23 protein-coding genes are annotated in these 26,318 nt (G+C 68.2%); 20 read left to right on the top strand and 3 right to left on the bottom strand.

The features are described 5' to 3' along the window. The first annotated feature begins 81 nt into the window (after window positions 1–81). On the top strand, window positions 82–411 hold the full coding sequence (locus PM1_RS03710) for a Rieske (2Fe-2S) protein (RefSeq protein WP_009612967.1): 330 nt from the start codon (window positions 82–84) through the stop codon (window positions 409–411). A 147-nt stretch (window positions 412–558) separates the two neighbouring features. Here PM1_RS03710 and sfsA read toward each other — a convergent pair whose 3' ends face one another. After that, window positions 559–1,266 (bottom strand): DNA/RNA nuclease SfsA, encoded by a 708-nt coding sequence (gene sfsA / locus PM1_RS03705; protein WP_009612969.1) that lies wholly within the window; start codon window positions 1,264–1,266, stop codon window positions 559–561. Then, window positions 1,266–2,438, bottom strand: coding sequence for a pyridoxal phosphate-dependent aminotransferase (locus PM1_RS03700; protein ID WP_009612971.1), 1,173 nt, complete (start codon window positions 2,436–2,438; stop codon window positions 1,266–1,268). Before PM1_RS03700 ends, sfsA begins: the two co-directional genes overlap by 1 nt. A 191-nt stretch (window positions 2,439–2,629) precedes the next feature. Between PM1_RS03700 and dksA the strand changes: the two genes are divergently transcribed. The 19 genes from dksA to PM1_RS03605 all read left to right on the top strand — a co-directional run bounded on the left by dksA (window position 2,630) and on the right by PM1_RS03605 (window position 26,063). Then, window positions 2,630–3,073, top strand: coding sequence for an RNA polymerase-binding protein DksA (dksA, locus tag PM1_RS03695; protein WP_009612973.1), 444 nt, complete (start codon window positions 2,630–2,632; stop codon window positions 3,071–3,073). Between the two features lie 85 nt (window positions 3,074–3,158). After that, the gene (gene gluQRS, locus PM1_RS03690) at window positions 3,159–4,046 is read left to right on the top strand and encodes a tRNA glutamyl-Q(34) synthetase GluQRS (RefSeq protein WP_009612976.1); all 888 of its coding nucleotides are present in this window, start codon (window positions 3,159–3,161) and stop codon (window positions 4,044–4,046) included. An 84-nt stretch (window positions 4,047–4,130) separates the two neighbouring features. Next, complete coding sequence (locus PM1_RS03685) at window positions 4,131–4,307, top strand: hypothetical protein (RefSeq protein ID WP_003095129.1); 177 nt, start codon at window positions 4,131–4,133, stop codon at window positions 4,305–4,307. Continuing rightward, entirely contained in the window at window positions 4,291–7,242 is a 2,952-nt protein-coding gene (locus tag PM1_RS03680; RefSeq protein ID WP_009613007.1) for a sensor histidine kinase, read from the top strand. Before PM1_RS03685 ends, PM1_RS03680 begins: the two co-directional genes overlap by 17 nt. Before the next feature lie 26 nt (window positions 7,243–7,268). Then, window positions 7,269–8,705, top strand: coding sequence for a sigma-54-dependent transcriptional regulator (locus PM1_RS03675; RefSeq protein WP_009613009.1), 1,437 nt, complete (start codon window positions 7,269–7,271; stop codon window positions 8,703–8,705). A 757-nt stretch (window positions 8,706–9,462) separates the two neighbouring features. Beyond that, window positions 9,463–10,866 carry a polynucleotide adenylyltransferase PcnB gene (locus tag PM1_RS03670; RefSeq protein ID WP_009613011.1) on the top strand — a complete coding sequence of 468 codons (1,404 nt, stop codon included), beginning with the start codon at window positions 9,463–9,465 and terminating at the stop codon, window positions 10,864–10,866. Then, window positions 10,863–11,348: a 2-amino-4-hydroxy-6-hydroxymethyldihydropteridine diphosphokinase gene (gene folK / locus PM1_RS03665; protein ID WP_009613013.1), complete on the top strand. Its 486-nt coding sequence runs from the start codon at window positions 10,863–10,865 to the stop codon at window positions 11,346–11,348. The genes PM1_RS03670 and folK overlap by 4 nt, the downstream gene beginning before the upstream one ends. 124 nt (window positions 11,349–11,472) lie before the next feature. Continuing rightward, window positions 11,473–12,273: a 3-methyl-2-oxobutanoate hydroxymethyltransferase gene (panB, locus tag PM1_RS03660; protein WP_009613015.1), complete on the top strand. Its 801-nt coding sequence runs from the start codon at window positions 11,473–11,475 to the stop codon at window positions 12,271–12,273. Continuing rightward, a complete protein-coding gene (gene panC / locus PM1_RS03655; protein ID WP_009613017.1) occupies window positions 12,270–13,121 on the top strand; it encodes a pantoate--beta-alanine ligase in 852 nt (283 codons plus the stop codon). The genes panB and panC overlap by 4 nt, the downstream gene beginning before the upstream one ends. A gap of 110 nt (window positions 13,122–13,231) precedes the next feature. Continuing rightward, complete coding sequence (gene panD / locus PM1_RS03650) at window positions 13,232–13,612, top strand: aspartate 1-decarboxylase (RefSeq protein ID WP_009613020.1); 381 nt, start codon at window positions 13,232–13,234, stop codon at window positions 13,610–13,612. A gap of 68 nt (window positions 13,613–13,680) precedes the next feature. Continuing rightward, window positions 13,681–15,345: a glucose-6-phosphate isomerase gene (pgi, locus tag PM1_RS03645; RefSeq protein ID WP_009613022.1), complete on the top strand. Its 1,665-nt coding sequence runs from the start codon at window positions 13,681–13,683 to the stop codon at window positions 15,343–15,345. 420 nt (window positions 15,346–15,765) lie between these two features. Further along, a complete protein-coding gene (gene acs / locus PM1_RS03640; protein WP_009613023.1) occupies window positions 15,766–17,703 on the top strand; it encodes an acetate--CoA ligase in 1,938 nt (645 codons plus the stop codon). A gap of 94 nt (window positions 17,704–17,797) precedes the next feature. Further along, window positions 17,798–18,676 (top strand): oxygenase MpaB family protein, encoded by an 879-nt coding sequence (locus tag PM1_RS03635; RefSeq protein WP_009613024.1) that lies wholly within the window; start codon window positions 17,798–17,800, stop codon window positions 18,674–18,676. 116 nt (window positions 18,677–18,792) lie between these two features. Next, entirely contained in the window at window positions 18,793–19,971 is a 1,179-nt protein-coding gene (locus PM1_RS03630) for an acetyl-CoA C-acetyltransferase (protein WP_009613025.1), read from the top strand. Between the two features lie 77 nt (window positions 19,972–20,048). Beyond that, window positions 20,049–20,669: a response regulator transcription factor gene (locus PM1_RS03625; RefSeq protein ID WP_009613026.1), complete on the top strand. Its 621-nt coding sequence runs from the start codon at window positions 20,049–20,051 to the stop codon at window positions 20,667–20,669. A 91-nt stretch (window positions 20,670–20,760) separates the two neighbouring features. Beyond that, window positions 20,761–23,937: a DUF748 domain-containing protein gene (locus PM1_RS03620; protein WP_009613027.1), complete on the top strand. Its 3,177-nt coding sequence runs from the start codon at window positions 20,761–20,763 to the stop codon at window positions 23,935–23,937. A gap of 11 nt (window positions 23,938–23,948) precedes the next feature. Further along, complete coding sequence (locus tag PM1_RS03615) at window positions 23,949–24,239, top strand: DUF2845 domain-containing protein (RefSeq protein ID WP_009613028.1); 291 nt, start codon at window positions 23,949–23,951, stop codon at window positions 24,237–24,239. Window positions 24,240–24,255: 16 nt separating this feature from the next. Next, window positions 24,256–24,552, top strand: coding sequence for a DUF2845 domain-containing protein (locus PM1_RS03610; protein ID WP_009613029.1), 297 nt, complete (start codon window positions 24,256–24,258; stop codon window positions 24,550–24,552). 59 nt (window positions 24,553–24,611) lie between these two features. Beyond that, complete coding sequence (locus PM1_RS03605; RefSeq protein WP_009613030.1) at window positions 24,612–26,063, top strand: rhomboid family intramembrane serine protease; 1,452 nt, start codon at window positions 24,612–24,614, stop codon at window positions 26,061–26,063. A gap of 54 nt (window positions 26,064–26,117) precedes the next feature. On the opposite strand, the gene PM1_RS03600 is transcribed toward PM1_RS03605, so the two are convergent. Beyond that, window positions 26,118–26,315, bottom strand: a complete 198-nt coding sequence (locus PM1_RS03600) for a CsbD family protein (RefSeq protein WP_009613031.1) — start codon at window positions 26,313–26,315, stop codon at window positions 26,118–26,120. Window positions 26,316–26,318 lie beyond the last annotated feature (3 nt).

The following is a 26,318-nucleotide window of genomic DNA, read 5'->3' as shown; positions in this document are numbered from 1 at the left end:
CGGCTTCAGCACAAGGACGTGCACCCTATCCCGACGTCAGAGGGCGCCACGCGCCCTGCTGTCGGCGCCGGGAGCGTCCGGATGATCCGGCTGTGCCATCCGGGCGAGCTGGCCGAGGGGCGGACCCGCGGCTTCCAGGTCGAAGGCCTGAAGGTCTTCGCCGTGCGCCGCCAGGGCCGCGTCCATGTCTACCGCAACCGCTGTCCGCACCGCGGCGTGCCCCTGGAATGGGAGGCCGACCGCTTCCTCGATGCCAGTGGCGCGCTGCTGCAGTGCGCCCACCACGGCGCGCTGTTCCTCATCGAATCCGGCGAATGCATCCAGGGCCCCTGCCTGGGCGAGGTGCTCGACAGCCTGCCGTGCCGCGAGGACGAGCAGGGCTTGTGGATAAGCCTGCCCGAGGATGACTGAGAACCAGTCTACGAGCTGCTGCGCATCGGCATGACTGCGTTAAAAACAGGCGAGCGATGCTCATTTGGCGGACTAAACCGCGCGCGCTCGCCGGTTTCAGCCTTGTTCTGCTCTAGCTCGCGAGATCGTAGACAGGCTCCGAGCGACCTACAGCTCGATGCGCAACGGCCGGCTCAGGCGGATTTCGCTGACGTCGATGTCCGCGCCGTAGGCCAGCATCTCGACGCCAGCGTCGCGCGCCTCGCGCAGCGCCGCGGCGTAGGCCGGGTCGATTTCCTCCGCCGGGCGCACCGCATCGATGCCGGACAGGTTCACGCAATACAGCAGCACCGCGCGGGTGCCCTGCCGCGCGAGCGCCGCCAGCTCGCGCAGGTGCTTGGCCCCGCGGGTGGTGACCGCATCGGGGAAGGCCGCCACCGGCGTGGCGTCGAAGCCCAGGGTGACGCTCTTCACCTCGACGAACACCGGCCCGGCGGCGAACTCCAGGCGGAAGTCCGCGCGGCTGTTCTCCATGCCGTATGCGACTTCCCGTCGCAGCGCGGCGAAACCGGCCAGTTCGGCGACGCTCCCGGCCAGCAGGGCCTCCTCCACCAGGCGATTGGCGCGCCCGGTGTTGACGCAGGCCAGGCGCCCCTGGGGCGTCTCGCTCAGCTCCCAGGTGCCCGGCAGCTTGCGCTTGGGGTCGTCCGAGCGGCTGAACCAGACCCGGCAGCCCTCGCTCATGCAGTTGAGCATGGAGCCGGTGTTCGGGCAGTGGATGGTCAGTTGCTCGCCGCCGGCAGTCTCGATGTCGGCGAGGAAGCGCTTGTAGCGGCGCAGCAGGCGCGCCTCTTCCAGTTCCGGAGCGAAGCGCATCAGGGCCGCCAGCTCTTCAGGCCGCGGGCGATGCGCTCCACCGCCTGCTCCAGGCGCTCCAGGTTCTGGGTGTAGGCGAAGCGCACGTGGTGGTCGGCCTGGTAGCGGCCGAAGTCCACGCCCGGGGTGAAGGCCACGTGCTCGGTCTCGATGAAGTGCTGGCAGAAGCGGTAGGCGTCGCCGCCGAAGGCACTGATGTCGGCGTACAGGTAGAAGGCCCCTTCCGGCTCCACGGCGATGCCGAAGCCCAGCTCGCGCAGGGCCGGCAGCAGGTAGTCGCGGCGCCGGGCGAACTCGGCGCGGCGCTCTTCGAGGATGGCCAGGGTGCCTTCCTCGAAACAGGCCAGCGCGGCGTACTGGGCCATGCTCGGGGCGCTGATGTAGAGGTTCTGCGCCAGCTTCTCCAGCTCGCCCACCGCTTCCGGCGGCGCCACCAGCCAGCCCAGGCGCCAGCCGGTCATGCCGAAATATTTGGAGAAACTGTTGAGGACGAAGGCCTCGTCGTCCACTTCCAGCACGCTGCTGGCGTCCACGCCGTAGGTCAGGCCGTGGTAGATCTCGTCCACCACCATGTGCCCGCCGCGGGCCTTCAGCGCCTGCGACAACGCGGCCAGTTCATCCTTGTGCAGCAAAGTGCCGGTAGGATTCGCCGGCGATGCCAGCAAAGCGCCTACACTGTCCTGATTCCAGTGCGCATTCACCAGCTCCGGGGTGAGCTGGTAACGGCTCTGCGGACCGACCGGCACCAGTTGCGCGGCGCCCTCCACCAGGCGCAGGAAGTGGCGGTTGCACGGGTAGCCGGGGTCGGCCAGCAGCCAGTGGCGGCCCGGGTCGACCAGCAGGCTGCTGGCCAGCAGCAGGGCGCCGGAACCGCCCGGGGTGACCAGGATGCGCGCGGGGTCGATGGCCAGTCGGTAGCGCGAGGCGTAGAAACCGGCGATGGCCTCGCGCAGCTGCGGCAGGCCACGGGCCGCGGTGTAGCGGGTATGGCCGGCGGCCAATGCGGCCTGGCCGGCGGCGACTATGGGCGCGGCGGTGCTGAAATCCGGCTCGCCGATCTCCAGGTGAATGACGTCGTGGCCGGCGGCCTGCAGCTCGTTGGCTCGCGCCAGCAACGCCATGACGTGGAAAGGTTCGATGGCGCGGCTGCGGGCACTGAAGGAAGAAACCATGGGAAATACCGAACTTTGCGACGAAGAGGCGATTCTAACCAAGCCATCGGCGGGTGGCAGCAGGCTCGACAACCGGGAGTAGCATCGCGATTATCGATCTGGTAAGTTCGCCCGCTTGCGAGCGCGGGGCCGGCGTCGACCGGAGAGGGACCATCCGCGACAGGATTAGCGAGAGTGAGAGGCGGCCACACATGCCCACCAATGCAAAACAGCAGAGCAGCCAACTGATTCGTGGCTTCGAGCCCTACCAGGAAACCAAGGGCGAGGAGTACATGAGCGAGCGCATGCGCGCCCACTTCACCTCCATCCTCAACAAGTGGAAAGTTGAGCTGATGGAAGAAGTCGATCGCACCGTGCACCACATGCAGGACGAAGCGGCCAACTTCCCGGACCCGGCCGACCGCGCCAGCCAGGAAGAGGAGTTCAGCCTCGAACTGCGCGCCCGCGACCGCGAGCGCAAGCTGATCAAGAAGATCGACGAGACCCTCCAGCTGATCGAGGACAACGACTACGGCTGGTGCGACTCCTGCGGCGTGGAGATCGGCATCCGCCGTCTCGAAGCCCGCCCCACCGCGACTCTCTGCATCGACTGCAAGACCCTCGCGGAAATCAAGGAAAAGCAGCTCGGCTCCTGATGCCGGCAGCTTTTCGCGAACGGGGCGCCTAGGCGCCCCGTCGCGTTTGTGCGGCGCTCCCCGCCCCTGACCACAAGCCTGCGCCATGCCCGACTCCCGCTACACCGGACGCTTCGCCCCCACCCCCAGCGGCTACCTGCATTTCGGCTCGCTGGTCGCCGCCGTCGCCTCCTACCTCGACGCCCGCGCCGCTGGCGGGCGCTGGCTGGTGCGCATGGAAGACCTCGACCCGCCGCGGGAAATGCCCGGCGCCCAGGCCGCCATCCTGCAGACGCTGGAGCGCTACGGCTTCGAATGGGACGGCCCGGTCGAACGCCAGAGCGAGCGCGGCGAAGCCTACGCGGCGGTGGTCGAGCAGTGGCTGCGCAGCGGCCTGGCCTACGCCTGCACCTGCTCACGCAAGCAGCTCGAAGGCAGCGGCGGCATCTACCCCGGCACCTGCCGCAACGCCGGCCACGACTGGCATGGCGAGGTGGCCATCCGCATCCGCGTGCCGGAGCTGGAATACGCCTTCGTCGACCGCGTCCAGGGCGAGTTCCGCCAGCACCTGGGCCGCGAGGTGGGCGACTTCGTCATCCGCCGCCGCGACGGCCTCTATGCCTACCAACTGGCGGTGGTGCTGGACGACGCCTGGCAGGGCGTGACCGACATCGTCCGCGGCGCCGACCTGCTCGACAACACCCCGCGCCAGCTGTACCTGCAGGAGCTGCTCGGGATAGCCCATCCGCGCTACCTGCACGTGCCGCTGATCGTCCAGCCCGACGGCCACAAGCTGGGCAAGTCCTACCGCTCGCCGCCACTGGCCGCCGAGCAGGCCGCCCCGCTGCTGCTGCGCGCCCTGAAGGCCCTGGGCCAGGCCGCGCCGGCGGAACTGGCCGGCGCCACCCCGGCCGAGGTGCTGGCCTGGGGCGTGGCGCACTGGGACGCCGCGCGCATCCCCCGCGTACTGACGCTGGAAGACGCCCGGCTCTAAGATGATGAGAGGGGCCATGCGCCCCGGCTTGCAGGCGCCCATCGGCTGCCTGTAGCCTGCCGTCCGCACAACGAGAGGCATGACATGTACATCTACCGACTGGTGCTGCTCCTGGTCGTGGGCATCTACCTGTTCTCGCCCGCCATCATGGACTGGTGGATCGACCCCAACGGCGCCTGGTATCGCCCTTACCTGCTGTGGCTGATTCTCATAGTCGTGACCTTCATCCTGCAGAGCCAGCGCGATGCTGACGAGCTTTAGCCTCACCCAGCTGATCCTGATCAGCGCCGCCTACCTCACCACCCTGTTCGGTGTCGCCTGGATCACCGAGCGCGGCTACGTGCCGCGCCGCCTGGTGCGCCACCCGCTGGTGTACACCCTGTCGCTGGGCGTCTATGCCAGCGCCTGGGCCTTCTATGGCACCGTCGGCCTGGCCTACCAGTACGGCTATGGCTTCCTGGCCATCTACCTGGGGGTGTCGGGGGCCTTCCTGCTGGCCCCGGTGCTGCTCTACCCGATCCTGCGCATCACCCGCGCCTACCAGTTGTCGTCGCTGGCCGACCTGTTCGCCTTCCGCTTCCGCAGCACCTGGGCCGGCGCGCTGACCACGCTGTTCATGCTGATCGGCGTGCTGCCCATGCTGGCCCTGCAGATCGAGGCGGTGACCAACTCCATCAGCCTGCTGACCCGCGGCGCCGACGCCCACAGCGCGGCGCTGGCGTTCTGCGCGCTGATCACCCTGTTCGCCATCCTCTTCGGCGCCCGCCACATCGCCACCCGCGAGCGCCACGAAGGGCTGGTGATGGCCATCGCCTTCGAGTCGCTGGTCAAGCTGATCGCCCTGGGCTCCATCGGCCTGTTCGCCCTCTACGGCGTGTTCGGCGGCCCCGACGGCCTGGAGGTGTGGCTGCTGCAGAACCAGGAGGCCCTGAGCACCCTGCACACGCCGCTGGCCGAAGGCCCCTGGCGCACCCTGCTGCTGGTGTTCTTCGCCTCGGCCATCGTGATGCCGCACATGTATCACATGACCTTCACCGAGAACCTCAACCCGCGCGCCCTGCTCAGCGCCAGCTGGGGCCTGCCGCTGTTCCTGCTGCCGATGAGCCTGGCGGTGCCGCCGATCCTCTGGGCCGGCCTGCACCTGGGCGCCTCGACCAACCCGGAATACTTCACCCTCGGCCTGGGCATGGCGGTGGACAGCCCGGCCCTGGCCCTGGCCGCCTTCATCGGCGGCATCTCGGCGGCCAGCGGGCTGATCATCGTGATGACCCTGGCGCTGTCGGGCATGGTCCTCAACCACCTGGTGCTGCCGCTGTACCAGCCGCCGGCCGAGGGCAACATCTACCGCTGGCTGAAATGGACGCGGCGGGCATTGATCGCCACCATCATCCTGCTCGGCTACGGTTTCTACCTGCTGCTGGGCTCGGAGCAGGAACTGTCGAACCTGGGCATCGTCTCCTTCGTCGCTACCCTGCAGTTCCTCCCCGGCGCGCTCTCGGTGCTCTACTGGCCGGCGGCCAACCGCCGCGGCTTCATCGCCGGCCTGGTGGCGGGCATGCTGGTGTGGGGCGCCACCATGCTGGTGCCGCTGATGGGCAACGTGCAGACCCTGCACATCCCGCTGTTCGACTCGCTGTACGTGCTCGACGAGGCCAGCTGGCACCTGGCTGCGCTGGCCTCGCTGGCGGCCAACGTGCTGGTGTTCACCCTGGTGTCGCTGTTCAGCGAGCCCAGCGACGAGGAAAAGGGCGCCGCCGAAGCCTGCGCGGTGGACAACGTGCGCCGCCCGCAGCGCCGCGAACTGCTCGCCGTCTCGCCCCAGGAATTCGCCAGCCAGTTGGCCAAGCCGCTGGGTGCGAAGACCGCGCAGAAGGAAGTGGAGCAGGCCCTGCGCGACCTGCACCTGCCCTTCGACGAGCGCCGCCCCTACGCCCTGCGCCGCCTGCGCGACCGCATCGAGGCCAACCTCTCCGGGCTGATGGGCCCAAGCGTGGCCCAGGACATGGTCGAGACCTTCCTGCCCTACAAGGCCAGCAGCGAAAGCTACGTCACCGAAGACATCCACTTCATCGAGAGCCGCCTGGAGGACTACCACTCGCGGCTCACCGGCCTGGCCGCGGAACTGGACGCCCTGCGCCGCTACCACCGGCAGACTCTCCAGGACCTGCCGATGGGCGTGTGCTCGCTGGCCAAGGACCAGGAAGTGCTGATGTGGAACCGCGCCATCGAGGAACTCACCGGGGTGCCCGCGCAGCGCGTGGTCGGCTCGCGCCTGTCGGCCCTGCCGGATCCCTGGAAGGGCCTGCTGGAAGGCTTCATCGAGGCCCCCGACCAGCACCTGCACAAGCAGCGCCTGGCCATCGACGGCCAGACGCGCTGGCTGAACCTGCACAAGGCGGCCATCGAGGAACCCCTGGCGCCGGGCAACACCGGCCTGGTGCTGCTGGTCGAGGACCTCACCGAGACGCAGTCCCTGGAAGACAAGCTGATCCACTCCGAGCGCCTGGCCTCCATCGGCCGCCTGGCCGCCGGCGTGGCCCACGAGATCGGCAACCCCATCACCGGCATCGCTTGCCTGGCGCAGAACCTGCGCGAGGAACGCGAGGGCGACGGCGAGCTGACCGAGATCAGCGCGCAGATCCTCGAACAGACCAAGCGCGTCTCGCGCATCGTCCAGTCGCTGATGAGCTTCGCCCACGCCGGCGGCAAGCAGGTGGCCGCCGAGCCGGTATGCCTGGCCGACGTCACCCAGGAAGCCATCAGTTTGCTATCGTTGAACCGGCGCAGCGTCGAAGTGCAGTTCTTCAACCTGTGCGACCCGGACCACTGGGTGGAGGGCGATGCCCAGCGCCTGGCCCAGGTACTCATCAACCTGCTGTCCAACGCCCGCGACGCCTCCCCGCCCGGCGGCGCCATACGGGTACGCAGCGAAGCCTCGGAGAACACCGTCGACCTCATCGTCGAAGACGAAGGCAGCGGCATTCCCAAGTCCATCATCGATCGCCTGTTCGAGCCCTTCTTCACCACCAAGGACCCCGGCAAGGGGACCGGCCTGGGCCTCGCACTGGTCTATTCGATCGTGGAAGAGCATTATGGGCAGATCACCATCGACAGCCCGGCCGATCCGGAACGCGAATGCGGCACCCGCATCCGCGTGACCTTGCCGCGGCATCCTGGCCCGACGGCCGAGCAGTAGACGAGCACGTCGAGAGAGCTGAATACATGGCACATATCCTCATCGTCGAAGACGAAACCATCATCCGTTCCGCCCTGCGACGGTTGCTCGAGCGCAACCAGTACCAGGTCAGCGAGGCCGGCTCGGTCCAGGAGGCCCAGGAGCGCTACAGCATTCCGTCCTTCGACATGATCGTCAGCGACCTGCGCCTGCCCGGCGCCCCCGGCACCGAACTGATCAAGCTGGCCCAGGGCACCCCGGTGCTGATCATGACCAGCTACGCCAGCCTGCGCTCGGCCGTGGACTCGATGAAGATGGGCGCGGTGGACTACATCGCCAAGCCCTTCGACCACGACGAGATGCTCCAGGCCGTGGCGCGCATCCTCAAGGACCGCCAGGAAGGCCGTGGCGCCAGCGCCGAAGCGCGGGGTAACACCCGCGCGGCGGGCGAGCGCGGTAACGGTAACGCCGCCCCGGCCGAGGGCGAGATCGGCATCATCGGCTCCTGTCCGCCGATGCTCGAGCTGTATTCGAAGATCCGCAAGGTCGCCCCCACCGACTCCAATGTCCTGATCCAGGGCGAATCGGGCACCGGCAAGGAACTGGTGGCGCGCGCCCTGCACAACCTCTCCAAGCGCACCAAGGCGCCGCTGATCTCGGTGAACTGCGCGGCCATCCCGGAAACCCTGATCGAATCCGAACTGTTCGGCCACGAGAAGGGCGCCTTCACCGGCGCCAGCGCCGGCCGCGCCGGCCTGGTGGAAGCCGCGGACGGCGGCACCCTGTTCCTCGACGAGATCGGCGAACTGCCGCTGGAGGCCCAGGCCCGCCTGCTGCGCGTGCTGCAGGAAGGCGAGATCCGCCGTGTCGGTTCGGTGCAGTCGCAGAAGGTCGACGTGCGCCTGATCGCCGCCACCCACCGTGACCTGAAGATGCTGGCCAAGACCGGGCAGTTCCGCGAAGACCTCTATTACCGTCTGCACGTCATCTCGCTGAAGCTGCCGCCCCTGCGCGAGCGCGGCAGCGACGTGATGGAGATCGCCCGCGCCTTCCTGGCGCGCCAGTGCTCGCAGATGGGGCGCGCCCCGCTGAGTTTCTCCCACGAGGCCGAACAGGCCATCCGCCATTACCCGTGGCCGGGTAACGTGCGCGAGCTGGAGAACGCCATCGAGCGCGCGGTGATCCTCAGCGAAGGCCAGGAAATCCCCGCCGACCTGCTGGGCATCGACATCGAGCTGGACGATCTGGAGGACGACTTCGTCGACGAGGCGGAGGTGCGCAACGCCGTGGCGGCCAACAACCACGAGCCCACCGAGGACCTGTCGCTGGAGGACTACTTCCAGCATTTCGTCCTCGAGCACCAGGACCACATGACCGAGACCGAGCTGGCCCGCAAGCTGGGCATCAGCCGCAAATGCCTGTGGGAACGGCGCCAGCGCCTGGGCATCCCGCGGCGCAAGTCGGGGGCCTCGGCCGATTCCTGAGGTGCGCACAGCTGTTACCGCGGACATCCCGCGTAACAAAAGCCGGGTTCATCGGTAACGATAACCCGGCTTTTTTGTGCCTGCCCGAAACCCCTTCCTACAGCTAAACCCTTGAAAAATAAGGATTCTCAAAAGTTGGCACGGCATCTGCTTTGTTATTGGCACAACAACAATAACAAGCACGAAACCACAGAACAAAAACAACACGTAACGACTCCAGCACAACAAAAACAAAATCGCGGAGGCGCAGCTAACTGATTCTTTTGGAGGAGAGTAGCTGGCGGGAGAAATCCCGCAACCGATCGAAGAACAATAAAACTGCCTCGAGGCAGCGGCGAAATCGGTTGGATCGAAAGATCACTGCTCACTCAGCGACCAAAGCAATCCGTTTGCTCTTGTCGATCCCGAATGGGAATGCCTCGAAGCGGCTAGCCTCGAGGACGGGTCTACAAACAAAAACAACAAGCCCGGCATCATAACAAGAACAAAGCACGCACCTACTTGGGGGGGAGCTTCGGCTCCCCCAGTAGCTTTCCCCGCTCTCCCCTGCTTCCCTCTCCTTCCTTCGTTCCCCATCTCCTGCGCCCCGATGCTAGAATCCGAACCCGTTCGGATATACAACGCATCAGAATTACCGCCGATTGTTTCCGCTGGCCATGCTTTTCAAGCATGATGGGCTGCCTGCCGACTGCGACCACCGGCCAGGGCACGCTGCGTTGCGCGACGCAATCCACCCCAACCTGTTAATAGTGCCTCCATGCTGAAAAAGCTGATCTCCTCCCTTCGCTCTCCCTTGCGCCGCAAGCGCGCAATCCGCACCACTCCGGAAATCGTCGGCAGCAACCAGCATCCGCTGCGTCGCGAGCAGTTCAGCCGGCATGCGGTGAGCGTGGTGGACCGGCTGCAGAAGGCGGGATACCAGGCCTACATCGTCGGCGGCGGCGTCCGCGACCAGTTGCTGGGCATCGCCCCCAAGGACTTCGACGTGGCCACCAGCGCCACCCCCGAGCAGGTGCGCGCCGAATTCCGCAACGCGCGGGTGATCGGCCGACGCTTCAAGCTGGTGCACGTGCACTTCGGCCGCGAGATCATCGAGGTGGCCACCTTCCGTGCCCACCACCCGCAGGAAGAAGGCGAAGGCGACAGCAACCAGGCGTCGCGCAACGAGGCCGGGCGCATCCTGCGCGACAACGTCTACGGCACCCTGGAAGACGACGCCCAGCGCCGCGACTTCACCATCAACGCCCTGTACTTCGACTGCAGCGACGAGCGCATCCTCGACTACGCCCACGGCGTGCACGACATCCGCAATCGCCTGGTGCGCCTGATCGGCGACCCCGAGCAGCGCTACCTCGAAGACCCGGTGCGCATGCTGCGCGCGGTGCGCTTCGCCGCCAAGCTGGACTTCGAGATCGAGAAGCACAGCGCCGCGCCGATCCGCAAGCTGGCGCCGCTGCTGCGCGAGATTCCCTCGGCGCGGCTGTTCGACGAAGTGCTCAAGCTGTTCCTCAGCGGCCGCGGCGAGCGCACCTTCGAGCTGCTGCTCGAATACGAGCTGTTCGCCCCGCTGTTCCCGGCCAGCGCCAAGGCCCTGGCCCGCGACCCGGAATACACCGGCAAGCTGATCCGCCAGGCCCTGGCCAACACCGATCTGCGCATCCACCAGGGCAAGCCGGTCACTCCCGCCTTCCTCTTCGCCGCCCTGCTCTGGCCGGCCCTGCCGGCGCGCGTGGCGCAGCTGCAGGAGCGCGGCATGCCGCCGATCCCGGCGATGCAGGAAGCCGCCCACGAACTGATCAGCGAGCAGTGCCAACGCACCGCCGTGCCCAAGCGCTTCACCATCCCGATCCGCGAGATCTGGGACATGCAGGAACGCCTGCCGCGACGCCAGGGCAAGCGCGCCGATCTGCTGCTGGAGAACCCGCGCTTCCGCGCCGGCTACGACTTCCTGCTGCTGCGCGAGAGCGCCGGCGAGGAAACCGGCGGCCTCGGCGACTGGTGGACCGACTACCAGGACGCCAGCGACGGCGAACGCCGCGGCATGATCCGCAACCTGGCGGCCAGCCCGGACGATGGCGGCGCTGCCCCGCGCAAGCGTCGCCGCGGCGGTGCTAGCCGTCGCCGCCGTGGCCCGCGCAGCGAGGGGGCCGGCAACGAGTGAGCGAGCGCGTCTATCTCGGCCTGGGCAGCAACCTTGCCGATCCCCTGGGCCAACTGCGCGCCGCCATCGAAGCCCTGCGGGCCATCCCGCAAACCACGGTTGCCGCGGTTTCGCCCTTCTACATCAGCGACCCGCTGGGCCCGCCGGAGCAGCCGCGCTACGTCAACGCCGTGGCCGCGCTGGACACCGAGCTTGCGCCCCTGGCCCTGCTCGATGCCCTGCAGCGCATCGAACTGGAACAGGGCCGCGTGCGCAAGGACGAACGCTGGGGCCCGCGCACCCTCGACCTGGACATCCTGCTGTTCGGTGAGCGCCAGCTCGACGAACCGCGCCTGACCGTGCCGCACTACCACATGCACGCCCGCGCCTTCGTCCTCTACCCCCTGGCGGACCTGGCGCCGCAGCTGCGCCTGCCCGACGGCCGCAGCCTGTCGGAACTGCTGGCGGATTGCCCATTCGCCGGTCTCGAACGGCTATCCTGATCGTCACCCCAGTTGGCGGTAACGCCGTAACAGTCCGGTAACACCTGCGATTGACTTCGCTCCGCCCCATCCGGACTATAGGTGCCCCGCGCCGGCGCCAGCCGGCCCAACGAGGACCGTTTTCATGCCTGATGTCACCCTGACCACCCTGCAAGGCCTGAAGCAAAGCGGCGAGAAGATCGCGATGCTCACAGCCTACGATGCCACCTTCGCCCAGGCGGCCAGCGCCGCGGGCGCGGAGATGCTGCTGATCGGCGACTCCCTCGGCATGGTGCTGCAAGGCCACGACAGCACGCTGCCGGTCACGGTCGAGGAAATGGCCTACCACACCGCCTGCGTGAAGCGCGGCAACCAGGGCGCGATGATCGTCACCGACCTGCCCTTCGCCTCCGGCACCTCGCTGCAGCGCCTGCTGGACGACGCGGTCAAGGTCATGCAGGCCGGCGCCCACATGGTCAAGCTCGAAGGCGGCGCCTGGCTGGCCGAGCCCATCGTGCGCCTGGCGCAGATGGGCGTGCCGGTGTGCGCGCACCTGGGCCTGACCCCGCAATCGGTCAACCTGTTCGGCGGCTTCAAGGTCCAGGGTCGCCAGGAAGCCCAGGCCCGCCAGCTGCGCGCCGACGCCATCGCCCTGGAGCAGGCCGGCGTGGCCATGCTGCTGCTGGAGTGCGTGCCCAGCGCCCTGGGCCAGGAGATCAGCGAAGCGGTGAAGATCCCGGTGATCGGCATCGGCGCAGGCCCCGGCACCGACGGCCAGGTGCTGGTGATGCACGACATGCTCGGCCTGTCGCTGTCCGGCCGCGCGCCCAAGTTCGTGAAGAACTTCATGGAAGGCCAGGACAGCATCCAGGGCGCCTTCGCCGCCTACGTCAAGGCCGTGAAAGACGGCACCTTCCCCGGCCCCGAACACGGATTCTCCGCATGAACACCGTCAAGACCGTCCGCGAACTGCGCGCCGCCGTCGCCCGCGCGCGCGGCGAAGGCAAGCGCATCGCCCTGGTGCCGACCATGGGCAACCTGCACGCCGGCCACGCCGCCCTGGTGGCCAAGGCCGGCCAGCGCGCCGACTTCGTGGTCGCCAGCATCTTCGTCAACCCGCTGCAGTTCGGCCCCAGCGAAGACCTGGACAAGTACCCGCGCACCCTCGCCGCCGACCAGGCCAGGCTGCTGGAAGCCGGCTGCCACCTGCTGTTCGCCCCGGGCGTGGAAGAGATGTACCCCGACGGCATGCAAGGCCAGACCAAGGTCAGCGTGCCCGGCGTTTCCGAGGGACTGTGCGGCGGCAGCCGCCCGGGCCACTTCGACGGCGTCGCCACCGTGGTCTGCAAGCTGCTGAACATGGTGCAGCCGGACATGGCGCTGTTCGGCGAGAAGGACTTCCAGCAACTGGCGGTGATCCGCAAGCTGGTGCGCGACCTGAACATCCCCGTGCAGATCTTCGGCGAACCCACCGTGCGCGCCGAGGACGGCCTGGCGCTGTCCTCGCGCAATGGCTACCTGAACGAGGAGGAGCGCGCCCGCGCGCCGGTCATCCAGCGCACCCTGCGGCAGCTCGCCGAGGCCCTGCGCGGCGGCTCGCGCGACTTTCCGGCGCTGCTCGAAGAGGGCCGCCGGCAGATCGAGGCCGCCGGCCTGCGGGTGGACTACCTGGAGATCCGCGAAGCCCTGAGCCTGCGCCCCGCCGACGCCAGCGACAGGCAGGTGGTGGTCCTGGCCGCCGCCTTCCTCGGCAAGACCCGCCTGATCGACAACCTGCCGCTGCAGCTCGACTGACCCGCCGTTACCCGCCCAGGCCGCGCCGCACGCGGCTTGAGGCCGGGTAACAGGTTGGGCATACTCTGCCGCCGTCCGCGCCAAGCCCCACAACAACAGGAGCGCCCGCCATGCACAGCATCATGCTCAAGGCCAAGCTGCACCGCGCCGAAGTCACCCACGCCGTCCTCGACTACGAAGGCTCCTGCGCCATCGATGGCGAGTGGCTGGACCTCGCCGGTATCCGCGAGTACGAACAGATCCAGATCTACAACGTCGACAACGGCGAGCGCTTCACCACCTACGCCATCCGCGGCGAGGAAGGCTCGCGGATGATTTCGGTCAACGGCGCCGCCGCGCACAAGGCCAAGGTGGGTGACCGGGTGATCATCTGCGCTTATGCTCAGTACAGCGACGCCGAGCTCGCCAACTACCAGCCGCGCATGCTCTACATGGCCCCGGGCAACCAGCTCAGCCACACCAGCAACGCCATCCCGGTGCAGCTCGCCTGAACCGTCAAAGCCCGGAACCCCCGGGCTTTTTCACGCTCCAACGCACGTCACACCCCCGAAGGTACCGCATGGAACACCACCTCACCCCGCTGGATGCCACTCGCCTGCCGAGCTGGCAGGCACTGGCCGAGCACCGCAAGGATCTGCAGGACTTCAGCATGCGCCAGGCATTCGCCGGCGATCCGAAGCGTTTCGAGCGTTTCTCCCTGAGCGCCTGCGGCCTGTTCCTCGACTTCTCGAAGAACCTGATCCGCGAGGACACCCTCGGCCTGCTGGTCAAGCTGGCGGAAGAAGCCCAGCTGGGCGAGGCCATCCAGTCCATGTTCCGCGGCGAGGTGATCAACGCCTCCGAGCGCCGTCCGGTGCTGCACACCGCGCTGCGCCGGCCGATCGGCGACAAGGTGCTGGTGGACGGCGTCGACGTGATGCCGGAAGTGCACCGCGTGCTGCACCAGATGACCGAGCTGGTCGCCTACGTGCACAACGGCCTGTGGCGCGGCTACACCGAGAAGCCCATCACCGACGTGGTGAACATCGGCATCGGCGGCTCCTTCCTCGGCCCGCAGCTGGTCTCCGAGGCCCTGCTGCCCTTCGCCCAGAAAGGCGTGCGCTGCCACTATCTGGCCAATATCGACGGCAGCGAGTTCCGCGAGCTGACCAGCAAGCTGAACGCCGAGACCACCCTGTTCATCGTCTCCTCCAAGTCCTTCGGCACCCTGGAGACGCTGAAGAACGCCCAGGCCGCACGCGCCTGGTATCTGGCCCAGGGCGGCAACGAAGCCGAGCTGTACCGCCACTTCATCGCGGTTTCCAGCAACAAGGAAGCGGCGGTGGCCTTCGGCATCCGCGAAGAGAACGTGTTCCCCATGTGGGACTGGGTCGGCGGGCGCTACTCGCTGTGGTCGGCCATCGGCCTGCCGATCGCCATGTCGGTGGGCATCAACAACTTCAAGGAACTGCTGTCCGGCGCCTACAGCATGGACCAGCACTTCCAGAGCGCGCCCTTCGCCCGCAACATCCCGGTGCTGCTGGGCCTGCTCGGCGTCTGGTACGGCGACTTCTGGGGCGCGCGCAGCCACGCCATCCTGCCCTACGACTACTACCTGCGGAACATCACAGACCACCTGCAGCAGCTGGACATGGAGTCCAACGGCAAGAGCGTGCGCCAGGACGGCACCCCGGTCAGCGCCGGCACCGGCCCGGTGATCTGGGGCGGCGTCGGCTGCAACGGCCAGCACGCCTACCACCAGTTGCTGCACCAGGGCACCCAGTTGATCCCGGCGGACTTCATCGTCCCGGTCTCCAGCTACAACCCGCTGGCCGACCACCACCAGTGGCTGTACGCCAACTGCCTGTCGCAGAGCCAGGCGCTGATGCAGGGCAAGACCCGCGCCGAAGCCGAGGCCGAGCTGCGCGCCAAGGGCCTGGACGAGGCCGAGGTGCAGCGCCTGGCGCCGCACAAGGTGATCCCCGGCAACCGCCCGAGCAACACCCTGGTGCTGGAACGCATCAGCGCCCGCCGCCTGGGCGCGCTGATCGCCATGTACGAGCACAAGGTCTACGTGCAGAGCATTCTCTGGGGCATCAACGCCTTCGACCAGTGGGGCGTGGAGCTGGGCAAGGAGCTGGGCAAGGCCGTCTACGGGCGCCTGGTCGGCAGCGAGGAAAGCCCGGCCGAGGACGCCTCCACCCAGGGCCTGATCGACTTCTTCCGCGGCCGCCACCGCGGCTGATTCCCGCCCTGGGAAAAAGCGCCGTTTCCTCCCTAGGGGAAACGGCGTTTTCATTTCCGCTACGGCATACGCCGCCCGCCTGCCGAGATGCTCTTCGTAGGAGCGGACCTTGTCCGCGATAGCCGGAGGTTCCGGCGCGATTCGCGGATGAGATCCGCTCCTACAAGGCATGGCTTCCCGTAGGATGGGTGGAGCGAAGCGATACCCATCGCCATGACCGCATGGGTTTCGCCAAGGCTCAACCCATCCTACGAAAGCACCTCGGCGCAGCCGGCCAGGCAATGGCCCCTATGCCGCGCTCACGGGTCCACGCCCCAACCGAACTGCCGGCCATCCCTCCAAGGCTTGAACCGGGCCGCGCATTGGCCCAGTCTTGAACCAGACGCCTTAGCAAAACATCACAACAACAAGGATATCGTCATGTTCGAAATCACCGCTCACCCGGTGCCGGACGCCGTTCGCCAGCGTGCCTACCTCGACGAGGAGGGCTACCGGCGCCTCTACCGCCAATCCATCGAACAACCGGACGTGTTCTGGGGCGAGCAGGCCAAGGCCCTGCTCGACTGGTTCAAGCCCTGGCACTCCGTGCACCACGGCGACCTGGCCCGCGGCCAGGCCAGCTGGTTCAAGGGCGGCCAGCTCAACGTCGCCTACAACTGCATCGACCGCCACCTGGAACAGCGCGGCGAACAGGTCGCCATCATCTGGGAAGGCGACAACCCCGCCGAGTCCGCCCACATCACCTACCGCAAGCTGCACAGCCATGTCTGCCGCCTGGCCAACGTGCTCAAGAGCCGCGGCGTGGAGAAGGGCGACCGGGTGTGCATCTACATGCCGATGATCCCCGAGGCGGCCTACGCCATGCTCGCTTGCGCGCGCATCGGCGCCATCCACTCGGTGGTGTTCGGCGGCTTCTCGCCGGACTCCCTGCGCGACCGCATCCTCGACGCCGACTGCCGCACCGTGATCACCGCCGACGAAGGCGTGCGCGGCGGCAAGTACATCCCGCTCAAGCAGAACGTGGAAAAGGCCCTGCAGGACTGCCCGAACGTCTCCACCGTGGTGGTGGTGCAGCGCACCCAGGGCAAGGTGCCCTGGGTCGAGGGCCGCGACCTCTGGTACCACGAGGCCCTGCACGGTGTCAGCGAGGACTGCCCGCCCGAGCCCATGGACGCCGAGGACCCGCTGTTCATCCTCTACACCTCCGGCTCCACCGGCAAACCCAAGGGCGTGCTGCACACCACCGGCGGCTACCTGCTGGGCGCGGCCATGACGCACAAGTACGTGTTCGACTACCACGAGGGTGACATCTACTGGTGCACCGCCGACGTCGGCTGGGTCACCGGGCACAGCTACATCGTCTACGGCCCGCTGGCCAACGGCGCCACCACCCTGATGTTCGAGGGCGTGCCCAGCTACCCGGACGCCTCGCGCTTCTGGCAGGTGATCGACAAGCACCAGGTGAACATCTTCTACACCGCGCCCACCGCCATCCGCGCCCTGATGCGCGAAGGCGAGGAACCGGTGAAGAAAACCTCGCGCGCCAGCCTGCGCCTGCTCGGCTCGGTGGGCGAGCCGATCAACCCCGAAGCCTGGGAGTGGTACTACCACGTGGTCGGCGAGACGCGCTGCCCGATCGTCGACACCTGGTGGCAGACCGAGACCGGCAGCATCCTCATCACCCCGCTGCCCGGCGCCACCTCGCTCAAGCCCGGCTCGGCGACCCTGCCGTTCTTCGGCGTGCAGCCGGTGCTGCTGGACGAGCACGGCAAGGAGATCGACGGCCCCGGCGCCGGCGTGCTGGCGATCAAGGCCAGCTGGCCGAGCCAGATCCGCAGCATCTACGGCGACCACCAGCGCATGGTCGACACCTACTTCAAGCCCTATCCCGGCTACTACTTCACCGGCGACGGCGCGCGCCGCGACGAGGACGGCTACTACTGGATCACCGGGCGCGTCGACGACGTGATCAATGTCTCCGGCCACCGCATCGGCACAGCCGAGGTGGAAAGCGCCCTGGTGCTGCACGACGGCATCGCCGAGGCCGCGGTGGTGGGCTATCCCCACGACCTCAAGGGCCAGGGCATCTACGCCTTCGTCACGCCGATGAACGGCGTCGAGCCCAGCGAAGAGCTGAAGCAGGAACTGCTGGCGGTGGTCAGCAAGGAGATCGGCAGCTTCGCCAAGCCGGAAGTGCTGCAGTGGGCGCCGGGCCTGCCGAAGACGCGCTCGGGCAAGATCATGCGGCGCATCCTGCGCAAGATCGCCTGCAACGAGCTGGACAACCTCGGCGACACCTCGACCCTCGCCGACCCCAGCGTGGTCCAGGGGCTGATCGACAACCGCATCAACAGGTGAAGGGCGGCTGCAAGCTGCAAGACAGAGCGCCTGCGGTTAAGCTAACCGTATGCACCACTTGTAGCTTGACGCTTGAGGCTTGCAGCTCGTCGACATGGAAACCGTTCGCCGTCATATCGAAAGCCAGGTCCTGAGCCTGACCGGACTCGCCCTTGGGGGCGTCGATTTCGAATCCCCCAAGGGCGACCCGGGCCTGTTCGGCCCCGACTCGGCCTGCTGGAAAGTCCATGGCGACTTCAGCTCCATGCTCATCGGCGGCATCAGCGCCCTGCTCCTGCAGATGCTCCATCCCGCCGCCCTGGGCGGCGTCTGGGACCACTCCAACTTCCGCGCCGACATGCTCGGCCGCCTGCGCCGCACCGGCCAGTTCATCTCCACCACCACCTACGGCTCGGTGGCCGACGCCGAGAAGCTGATCGCCCGGGTGCGGCGCATCCACGACAACGTCAGCGGCACCCTGCCCGACGGCACGCCCTATGCGGCCAGCGATCCGGACCTGCTGACCTGGGTGCACGTCGCCGAGGTCAGCTGCTTCCTCAAGTCGCACCTGCGCTACCTGAACCCCGAGCTGCCCGGCAGCGAGCAGGATCGCTACTACGACGAGATCGCCCTGGTCGCCGAACGCCTGGGCGCCCGCGACGTGCCGCGCTCGCGCCTGGAGGTGGCCGAGTACCTGGAGCGCATGCGCCCCCAGTTGCGCTACAACGAGCGCACCCGCGACGTGGTCGAGGTGCTGCTCGACGCCCCGGCGCCCAGTTCCCTGGCCAGGCCCTTCAGCGCGCTGATGATGCGCGCCGGCATCGACCTGCTGCCGGACTGGGCCGCCGACATGCTCGGTTTCTCCCTGCGCCCGCTGCAACGCCAGCTGATCCGCACCAGCGTGAAGCGCAGCGTGCCACTGCTGCGCTGGGCGGTGCGCAACGGCTCGCTGCACCGCGCGCGCCGGCGCATGGGCCTGCCGCCGCTGCGCTGACCGGCCGATCCCGCGCCTGACTCAGCGGTTCGGAGAGTGGTCGGCCATGCCCGCCTGTGCAACCATGCCCGCTCGTTCGCCGCGGCCCGCGCCGCCCCATGCTGAGGATTCGTGTCATGCAAGATGTCGTCATAGTCGCTGCCACCCGCACCGCCATCGGCAGCTTCCAGGGTTCCCTGTCGGCCCTGCCGGCCCATGAGCTGGGCGCCGCGGTGATCCGCCGCCTGCTCGAACAGACCGGCGTCGCCGCCGAGGCGGTCGACGAAGTCATCCTCGGCCAGACCCTCACCGCCGGCGCCGGGCAGAACCCCGCGCGCCAGGCCGCCATCGCCGCCGGCCTGCCGAACAGCGTACCGGCGATGACCGTCAACAAAGTCTGCGGCTCGGGCCTCAAGGCCCTGCACCTGGCCGCCCAGGCCATCCGCTGCGGCGACGCCGAAGTGATCGTCGCCGGCGGCCAGGAAAGCATGAGCCTGTCGCCCTACGTGCTGCCCAAGGCCCGCACCGGCCTGCGCATGGGCCATGCGCAACTGCTCGACAGCATGATCGTCGACGGCCTGTGGGACGCCTTCAACGACTACCACATGGGCATCACCGCCGAGAACCTGGTGGACAAGTACGGCATCAGCCGCAAGGAGCAGGACGCCTTCGCCGCCGAGTCCCAGCGCAAGGCCGCCGAAGCCATCGCCGCCGGGCGCTTCGAGGCGGAGATCACCCCCATCGAGATTCCCCAGCGCAAGGGCGAGCCGCTGCGCTTCGCCACCGACGAACAGGTCCGCGCCGGCACCAGCGCCGAGTCCCTGGCCAAGCTCAAGCCGGCCTTCAAGAAAGACGGCAGCGTCACCGCCGGCAACGCCTCCACCCTCAACGACGGCGCCGCCGCCGTGCTGCTGATGAGCGCCGCCAAGGCCGCCGAACTGGGCCTGCCGGTGCTGGCGCGCATCGCCGCCTACGCCAATGCCGGCGTCGACCCGGCGATCATGGGCATCGGCCCGGTCTCCGCCACCCGCCGCTGCCTGGACAAGGCCGGCTGGCAGCTGGCCGAGCTGGACCTGATCGAGGCCAACGAAGCCTTCGCCGCGCAGTCCCTGGCGGTGGGCAAGGAACTGGGCTGGGACGCCGCCAAGGTCAACGTCAACGGCGGCGCCATCGCCCTCGGCCACCCCATCGGCGCCTCCGGCTGCCGCGTGCTGGTCACCCTGCTGCACGAAATGCTCCGCCGCGACGCGAAGAAGGGCCTCGCCACCCTCTGCATCGGCGGCGGCCAGGGCGTCGCGCTGGCCCTGCAACGCTGAGCCTCGCCGGGCGCGGCCGCAAGGTCGCGCCAACTGGGCTATCTTCATTGGGCGGATCGCGCCTTAAAGGATTGCCCATGAACAAACGCGTCATCGTGGTGGAGGATCACCCGGCCATGCGCCTGGCGATTCGCTCGCTGCTCGCCCAGGACCCCCAGTTCGAAATCGTCGGCGAGGCCGACGATGGCAACGCCGGGCTCAACCTGGTGCGCCAGCACAAGCCCGACCTGGTCATCCTCGACCTCAACCTGCCGGGCATGGACGGCATGGACCTGCTGGCGCGGGTGCACATCTTCGACGAGAACATCCGCCTGCTGGTGCTCAGTTCCCAGGACGAGCGGCTCTACGCCAGCCGCGTGGAAGCCGCCGGCGGGCACGGCTTCGTCAGCAAGAACAAGGACACCACGGCCATCCTCAACGCCGCGCGCATGCTGGTCGCCGGCTACCGCTGCTTCCCCGAGCGCCCCCTGGGCGCGCCCGGGCAGCCCGGCGACGACCCGGTGGCGGCGCTCACCCCGCGCGAGCTGGTGGTGCTGCGCAGCCTGGTGCGCGGCCAGAGCAACAAGCAGATCGCCGAGGAGCTGTTCCTCAGCCAGAAGACCGTCAGCACCTACAAGACGCGCATCCTCGAGAAACTGCAGCTGAACAGCCTGGTGGACCTGGTGGAGTTCGCCCGCCAGCACAACCTGCAGGCCTGAGCGCCGCGGCCGCGCTGCCACGGCTCAAGACTTGGAACTTTGCACGCGTGCCATACTCCGAGGTACGCCACGACGGAAAACGACTCCCGCTATGCCCAAAGGATTGATTCGCGCGATCGGCACCCTGGTGCTGCTGTTCCTCCTCTATTGCCTGCTGGGCTTCCTGATCCTCCCCGGCATCGCCCTGCGCGTGGCCAACCAGCAACTGGCCCAGTACGCCACCCTGCCGGCGCACATCGAGCGCATCGAACTCAACCCCTTCAGCCTGGAGCTGAACGTCTGGGGCCTGCGCATCGGCCAGCCCGGCCAGGAGCAGGTGGCCTTCGAGCGCCTGTACGCCAACCTGCAGCTCGACAGCCTGTGGACGCGCCAGCTGCACCTGGCCGACGTGCAACTGGACAAGCCCCATGGCGAAGTGGTGTTCGCCGAGGACGGCAGCCTCAACCTCGGCCGCCTGTTCAAGCTGCCGCCCAGCGAGCCCAAGCCCGAGCAGCCGGACAGCAAGCCCTTCCCGCTGCGCATCGAGCGCGTCGCCCTGAGCCAGGGCAGCGTGCACTTCCAGGACAACCGCCCGAGCGAGCAGGTGGATTTCGTCTTCGACCCGCTGGGCTTCGAGCTGCACAACCTCAGCACCCTGCCCGACAGCGGCGCGCAGATGACCCTGAGCGGCGCCGGCCCCCACGGCGGCAAGGTCGACTGGAAGGGCGACCTCAGCCTGACTCCGCTCGCCTCCAGCGGCAGCCTGTCGATCCAGGGCATTCCGCTCAAGGCCTGGTGGCCCTACGTGCGCGACAACGCGCCGCTGGAGTTGCAGAAGGGCATCCTCAGCGTTACCACCGAGTACAAGCTGGACCTGAGCAAGGACACCCAGCTGCAGTTGGAAAAGACCAGCACCAACCTGCGTGACCTCGACCTCAAGAGCCCGGCCGGCAAGCCGCTGGTCACCCTGGCCAGCCTCGACGTGGCCGAGACCAGCCTGGACCTGGCCAAGCGCGAAGTGCTGGTCGGCCAGATCCGCAGCCAGGGCCTGGAAACCTGGGCGGCCCGCGAGAAGGACGGCCAGCTCGACTGGCAGAAACTCTTCGCCGACTTCCAGAAGCCCGCGCGCAAGCCGGCCCCTGCCCCTGCCGAACAGCCGGCGCCCACGGCCGATGCCGCGGCGAAACCCGCCGACGCCACTGCGGCCGCCAAGCCCGTAGCGGACGCAGCCACCCCTGCGCCCGCCAAGAGCGATGCGGCCCCGGCGGACAAGACCGCAACCCAGGCCGCGGCGAAGCCCGAGGCCAAACCTGAAGCAGAGGCCCAAGCCCAAGCCCAAGCCCAAGCCCAAGCCCAAGCCCAAGCCGACCAGGCTGCGGCCGCCGCCGACAAGCCGGCAAGCCCGCCGCCGGAACCGGCCAGGCCGACCGAGCCGCAGAAGCCCTGGCACGTGGTCCTGCGCGACACCCAGCTGCGCGGCTACAAGGTGCACCTGGCCGACCGCGTACCGGCCAGGTCGGTGGCCCTGGACGTCGGCCCGCTGGACCTCGACCTGCAGGACCTCGACAGCTCGCTGACCCAGGCGCTGCAGCTCAAGCTCAAGACCGGCATCGGCAACCGCGGGCTGATCGAGGCCAGCGGCAGCGTCATCCCCAACCCGGTCAGCGCCAGGCTCAAGGTCGCCACCCGCGACATCGACCTGCGCCTGGCGCAGTCGTACCTGGAGCCCTTCATCCGCCTGGAGCTGCGCAGCGGCTTCCTCGCCAGCAAACTCGACGTCGACCTCAAGAGCACCGAGCCGCTGGCCTTCAGCGTCGGCGGCAGCGCCGAGGTCAGCCAGCTGCACACCCTGGACACCCTCAAGAGCCGCGACTTCGTCAAATGGCAGAAGCTCACCCTCGACGGGCTGGCCTACAAGCATGGCGACAGCCTGGTGATCCAGAGCGTGTCCTTCGAGCAGCCCTACGCGCGCTTCATCATCAACGAGGACCGCAGCACCAACGTCAGCGAGCTGATCATCGCCCAGCCCGAGCAGCCGGCGGCCAAGGGCGCCGCCAGCCCGGCCAAGGCCGGCAGCGACAAGCCCCTGGGCATCCACATCGGCGGCATCCGCATCAACGACGGCTCGGCCAACTTCGCCGACCTGACCCTGCGCCCGGACTTCGCCACCGCCATCCAGCAACTGGGCGGCGAGATCGGCACCCTGGACAACCGCAATCCGCAGCCGGCCAGCGTCGACATCAAGGGCAAGGTCGACAAGTACGCCCCGGTGACCATCAAGGGCAGCCTCAACCCCTTCTCGCCGCTGGAGAAGCTGGACATCGCCACCAGCTTCAAGCGCGTCGAGCTGACCACCCTGACGCCCTACTCCGGCAAGTTCGCCGGCTACCGCATCCGCAAGGGCCGGCTCAACCTCGACCTGCACTACCAGATCACCAAGGGCCAGCTGAAGGCCGACAACAAGGTGCTGGTGGAACACCTGCAACTGGGCGAGAAGGTCGACAGCCCCGACGCCGTCGACCTGCCGGTGAAGCTGGCGGTGGCCCTGCTCAAGGACACCAACGGCAACATCGACATCCAGCTGCCGGTGGAAGGCGACCTGAACAACCCGCAGTTCAGCGTCATGCCCATCGTCTGGCAAACCCTGCGCAACCTGGTGCTGCGCGCCGTGCAGGCGCCCTTCAAGTTCATCGCCGGCCTGGCCGCCGGCGGTGGCGACGAGGACCTGGGCAACGTGCCCTTCGCCGCCGGCTCCAGCGAGCTGACGCCCGCGGCGCAAGGCAACCTCGACAAGCTCGCCGCCGCGCTCAAGCAGCGCCCGGCGCTGAAGCTGGAAGTCGAGGGGGTGAGCGCCGCCGCGGCCGACGGCCCGCTGCTGGCCGAGCAGCGCCTGCAGCAGGAATTCCGCAGCAACTACTACAAGATGCTGCAGCGCCGCGGCGACAAGGTGCCCAGCGACGCCAGCCAGTTGGAGGTGCCGGAAGACCTGCAGCCGGCCCTGCTCGAAGGCATCTACCGCACGCGCCTGAAGAAACAGCCGCCGGCCGAGTGGCAGGAACTGGGCAAGGACGAGCGCAGCGCCAAGCTGCGCCAGGCGGTGGTCGACTCCTGGAGCGGCAGCCAGTTGCTGCTGCGCAAGCTGGCCCAGGAGCGCGGCGCGCACATCAAGGACTATCTGGTCACCAAGGGCGGACTGGGGGATGATCGCATCTACCTGATCGACGTCAGCCAGGCCGAGGCGGAAAAGGGCGGCGAGGTCGTCACCCAGCTCCACCTCGACAGCGAATGAGGCACGCCCCGATGAAGTCCCCTCCCCTGCTGGCCGGCGCCCTGCTGTTGGCCAGCGCCGGCGCCCAGGCCGACAGCATGCGCTGCGGCAGCGCCCTGGTCAGCGTCGGCGACCGCGCCTGGGAAGTGGAGCAGAAGTGCGGCGCGCCGGACCATCGCGACGACGTCGGCTACACCCTCGGCGGCTACGACCGCCGCGAGTTCAAGGTCGAGGAATGGGTGTACGGCCCGCGCAACGGCGCCACCTACATCCTCACCTTCGAAGCCAACCGCCTCAAGCGCATCGAATTCAAGCGCGACTGACCGCAGCGGAGCCGCCATGCGCCTGTTCGTCCTCCCCCTGCTGCTGCTCGCCGCCGCCCCGGCGCTGGCCGACAGCCTGCGCTGCGGCAGCCGCCTGATCAGCAACGGCGACAGCAGCAGCGACGTGCTCGAACGCTGCGGCCAGCCGGTGGACCGTTCCTACCTGGGCAACCGCATCGTCGTCGGCGACTGGGGCCAGCGCGAGGAGGTGCGGGTGGAGGAATGGATCTACGGGCCCTGGAACGGCATGCTGTATTTCGTGCGCTTGCGCGGCAACCGCGTCGACGCCATCCAGAGCAAGCGCAGCAACTGACAGACAGCGCCCGATGCCGGTGATAGTCTCGCGCCATCACCGCCAAGGACAGGTCGCCCATGCTCATCGTGCCCGCCGAACACCCGCTGGACTGGAAGAAGCCGCCGCTGGTCACGCTGCTGCTGATCCTGCTCAACTGCCTGATCTTCTTCGTCTACCAGGGTGGCGACCGGGCCCGCCAGGAACAGGCCGTCGGCGTCTACCTGGAGCTGGAGCTGCTGGGCCGCGAGCGCGCCCTGTTCGGTGAATCGCTGGCGCGCCGCGAGAAGCTGGACGACAACCAGAAACGCGCCATCGAGGGCCTGCGCCGCCAGGACCTGGCCTGGCTGATCCTCCGCGACCTGGAGTTCGGCCATGAACTGCGCGGCCAGCCGGCCTTCCAGCAGGACCCGGCCTGGCAAGCGGCGCGGGCCAGCGCCGAGGCCGCGCGGGACCGCCTGAGCTCGCTGCGCTTCGGCTTCATCCCCGCGCAATTCAGCCTGCTGGGGCTGTTCGGCTCCATGTTCCTACACGGCGACTTCTGGCACCTGGCCGGCAACATGGTGTTCCTGTTCATCTTCGGCTTCGCCCTGGAAATCGCCCTGGGCCGCCTCAAGTACCTCGCCCTGTACCTGGTCAGCGGGCTCTGCTCCGGGCTGCTGTGGTGGGCGCTGGACCCGGTATGGGTGACCGGCATCGGCGCCTCCGGCGCCATCTCCGGGCTGATGGGCATGTACATCGGCGTCTACGGGCTGCGGCGCATCCGCTTCTTCTACTGGCTGGGGCCGCTGCTCGGCTACTTCAGCGCGCCGGCGCTGTGGATACTGCCGCTATGGATGGGCAAGGAGCTCTACGGCCTGCTGCGCGCCGCCGACCACGTCAACTACTACGCCCACCTCGGCGGCCTGGCCTCGGGCTTCCTGCTGGTGTGGCTGCCGCGCCGCTTCGGGCGGCTGAAGGTCGACGAGGCCTACCTGGCCAAGGAAGACCCGGACGCCGGCTTCAAGCGCGACCTGGCCGCCCTCGACGCCCTGATCGGCCGCTTCGCCCTGGACCAGGCGGCGAGCCGCGGGCAGGACCTGCTGCAACGCCACCCCGGGCGCCTGCTGCTGATCGAACGCCTGTACGGCGTGGCGGTCTCCCGCCAGGATGCGGCGCTGCTCGGCGCCGTGCTCAAGCAGTTGTTCGCCCTGCCGCCGAGCGAGGCCGCCGCCCTGTTGCGCCGCCTGGCCGACGACAGCGCCGCGGAGAAACAGCGCCAGTTGGCCCACCCCGCGGTGCAGTTGCACCTGCTGCAGAGGCTCCTGCAATTGGAAGACGGGCCACGCGCCCTGGGTGCCTGGAGACGCCTGGCGAAAGGCGGCCAGCACCCGGCGCAGCTGCCGCAGATGACGCTGCAACTGGCCAAGCGCCTCGGCGCCCAGCGCGACAACCAGGGCCTGCGCGAACTGGCACAGTTCCTTCGCCAGCGCTACCCCGAGGCCGAGCAGACGCGCCAGCTGGCGCTCTACCAGCAGCAACTGGCGCGCTGACGAAAAGGCCCCGCCGGCTTGCGCCGGCGGGGCCTCGTGAAACCTCGCGCAGGGTTACAGGCGGTCGCTGAAGTCGCGGACTTCCTGCTCCGCACGGTCGCGGCTCCAGCCGTAGCGTTCCTGCAGCTTGCCGACCAGGTATTCGGCATGTCCGTCCGCCACTTGCAGGTCGTCGTCGGTCAGCTTGCCCCACTTTTCCTTGAGGGTGCCGGACAGCTGCTTCCACTTGCCCTTGATCACGTCGGAATTCATCAC

Source organism: Pseudomonas sp. M1 (assembly GCF_022760135.1).
Lineage (GTDB): Bacteria > Pseudomonadota > Gammaproteobacteria > Pseudomonadales > Pseudomonadaceae > Pseudomonas > Pseudomonas citronellolis.
This window is presented reverse-complemented; position numbering and strand designations above follow the sequence as displayed.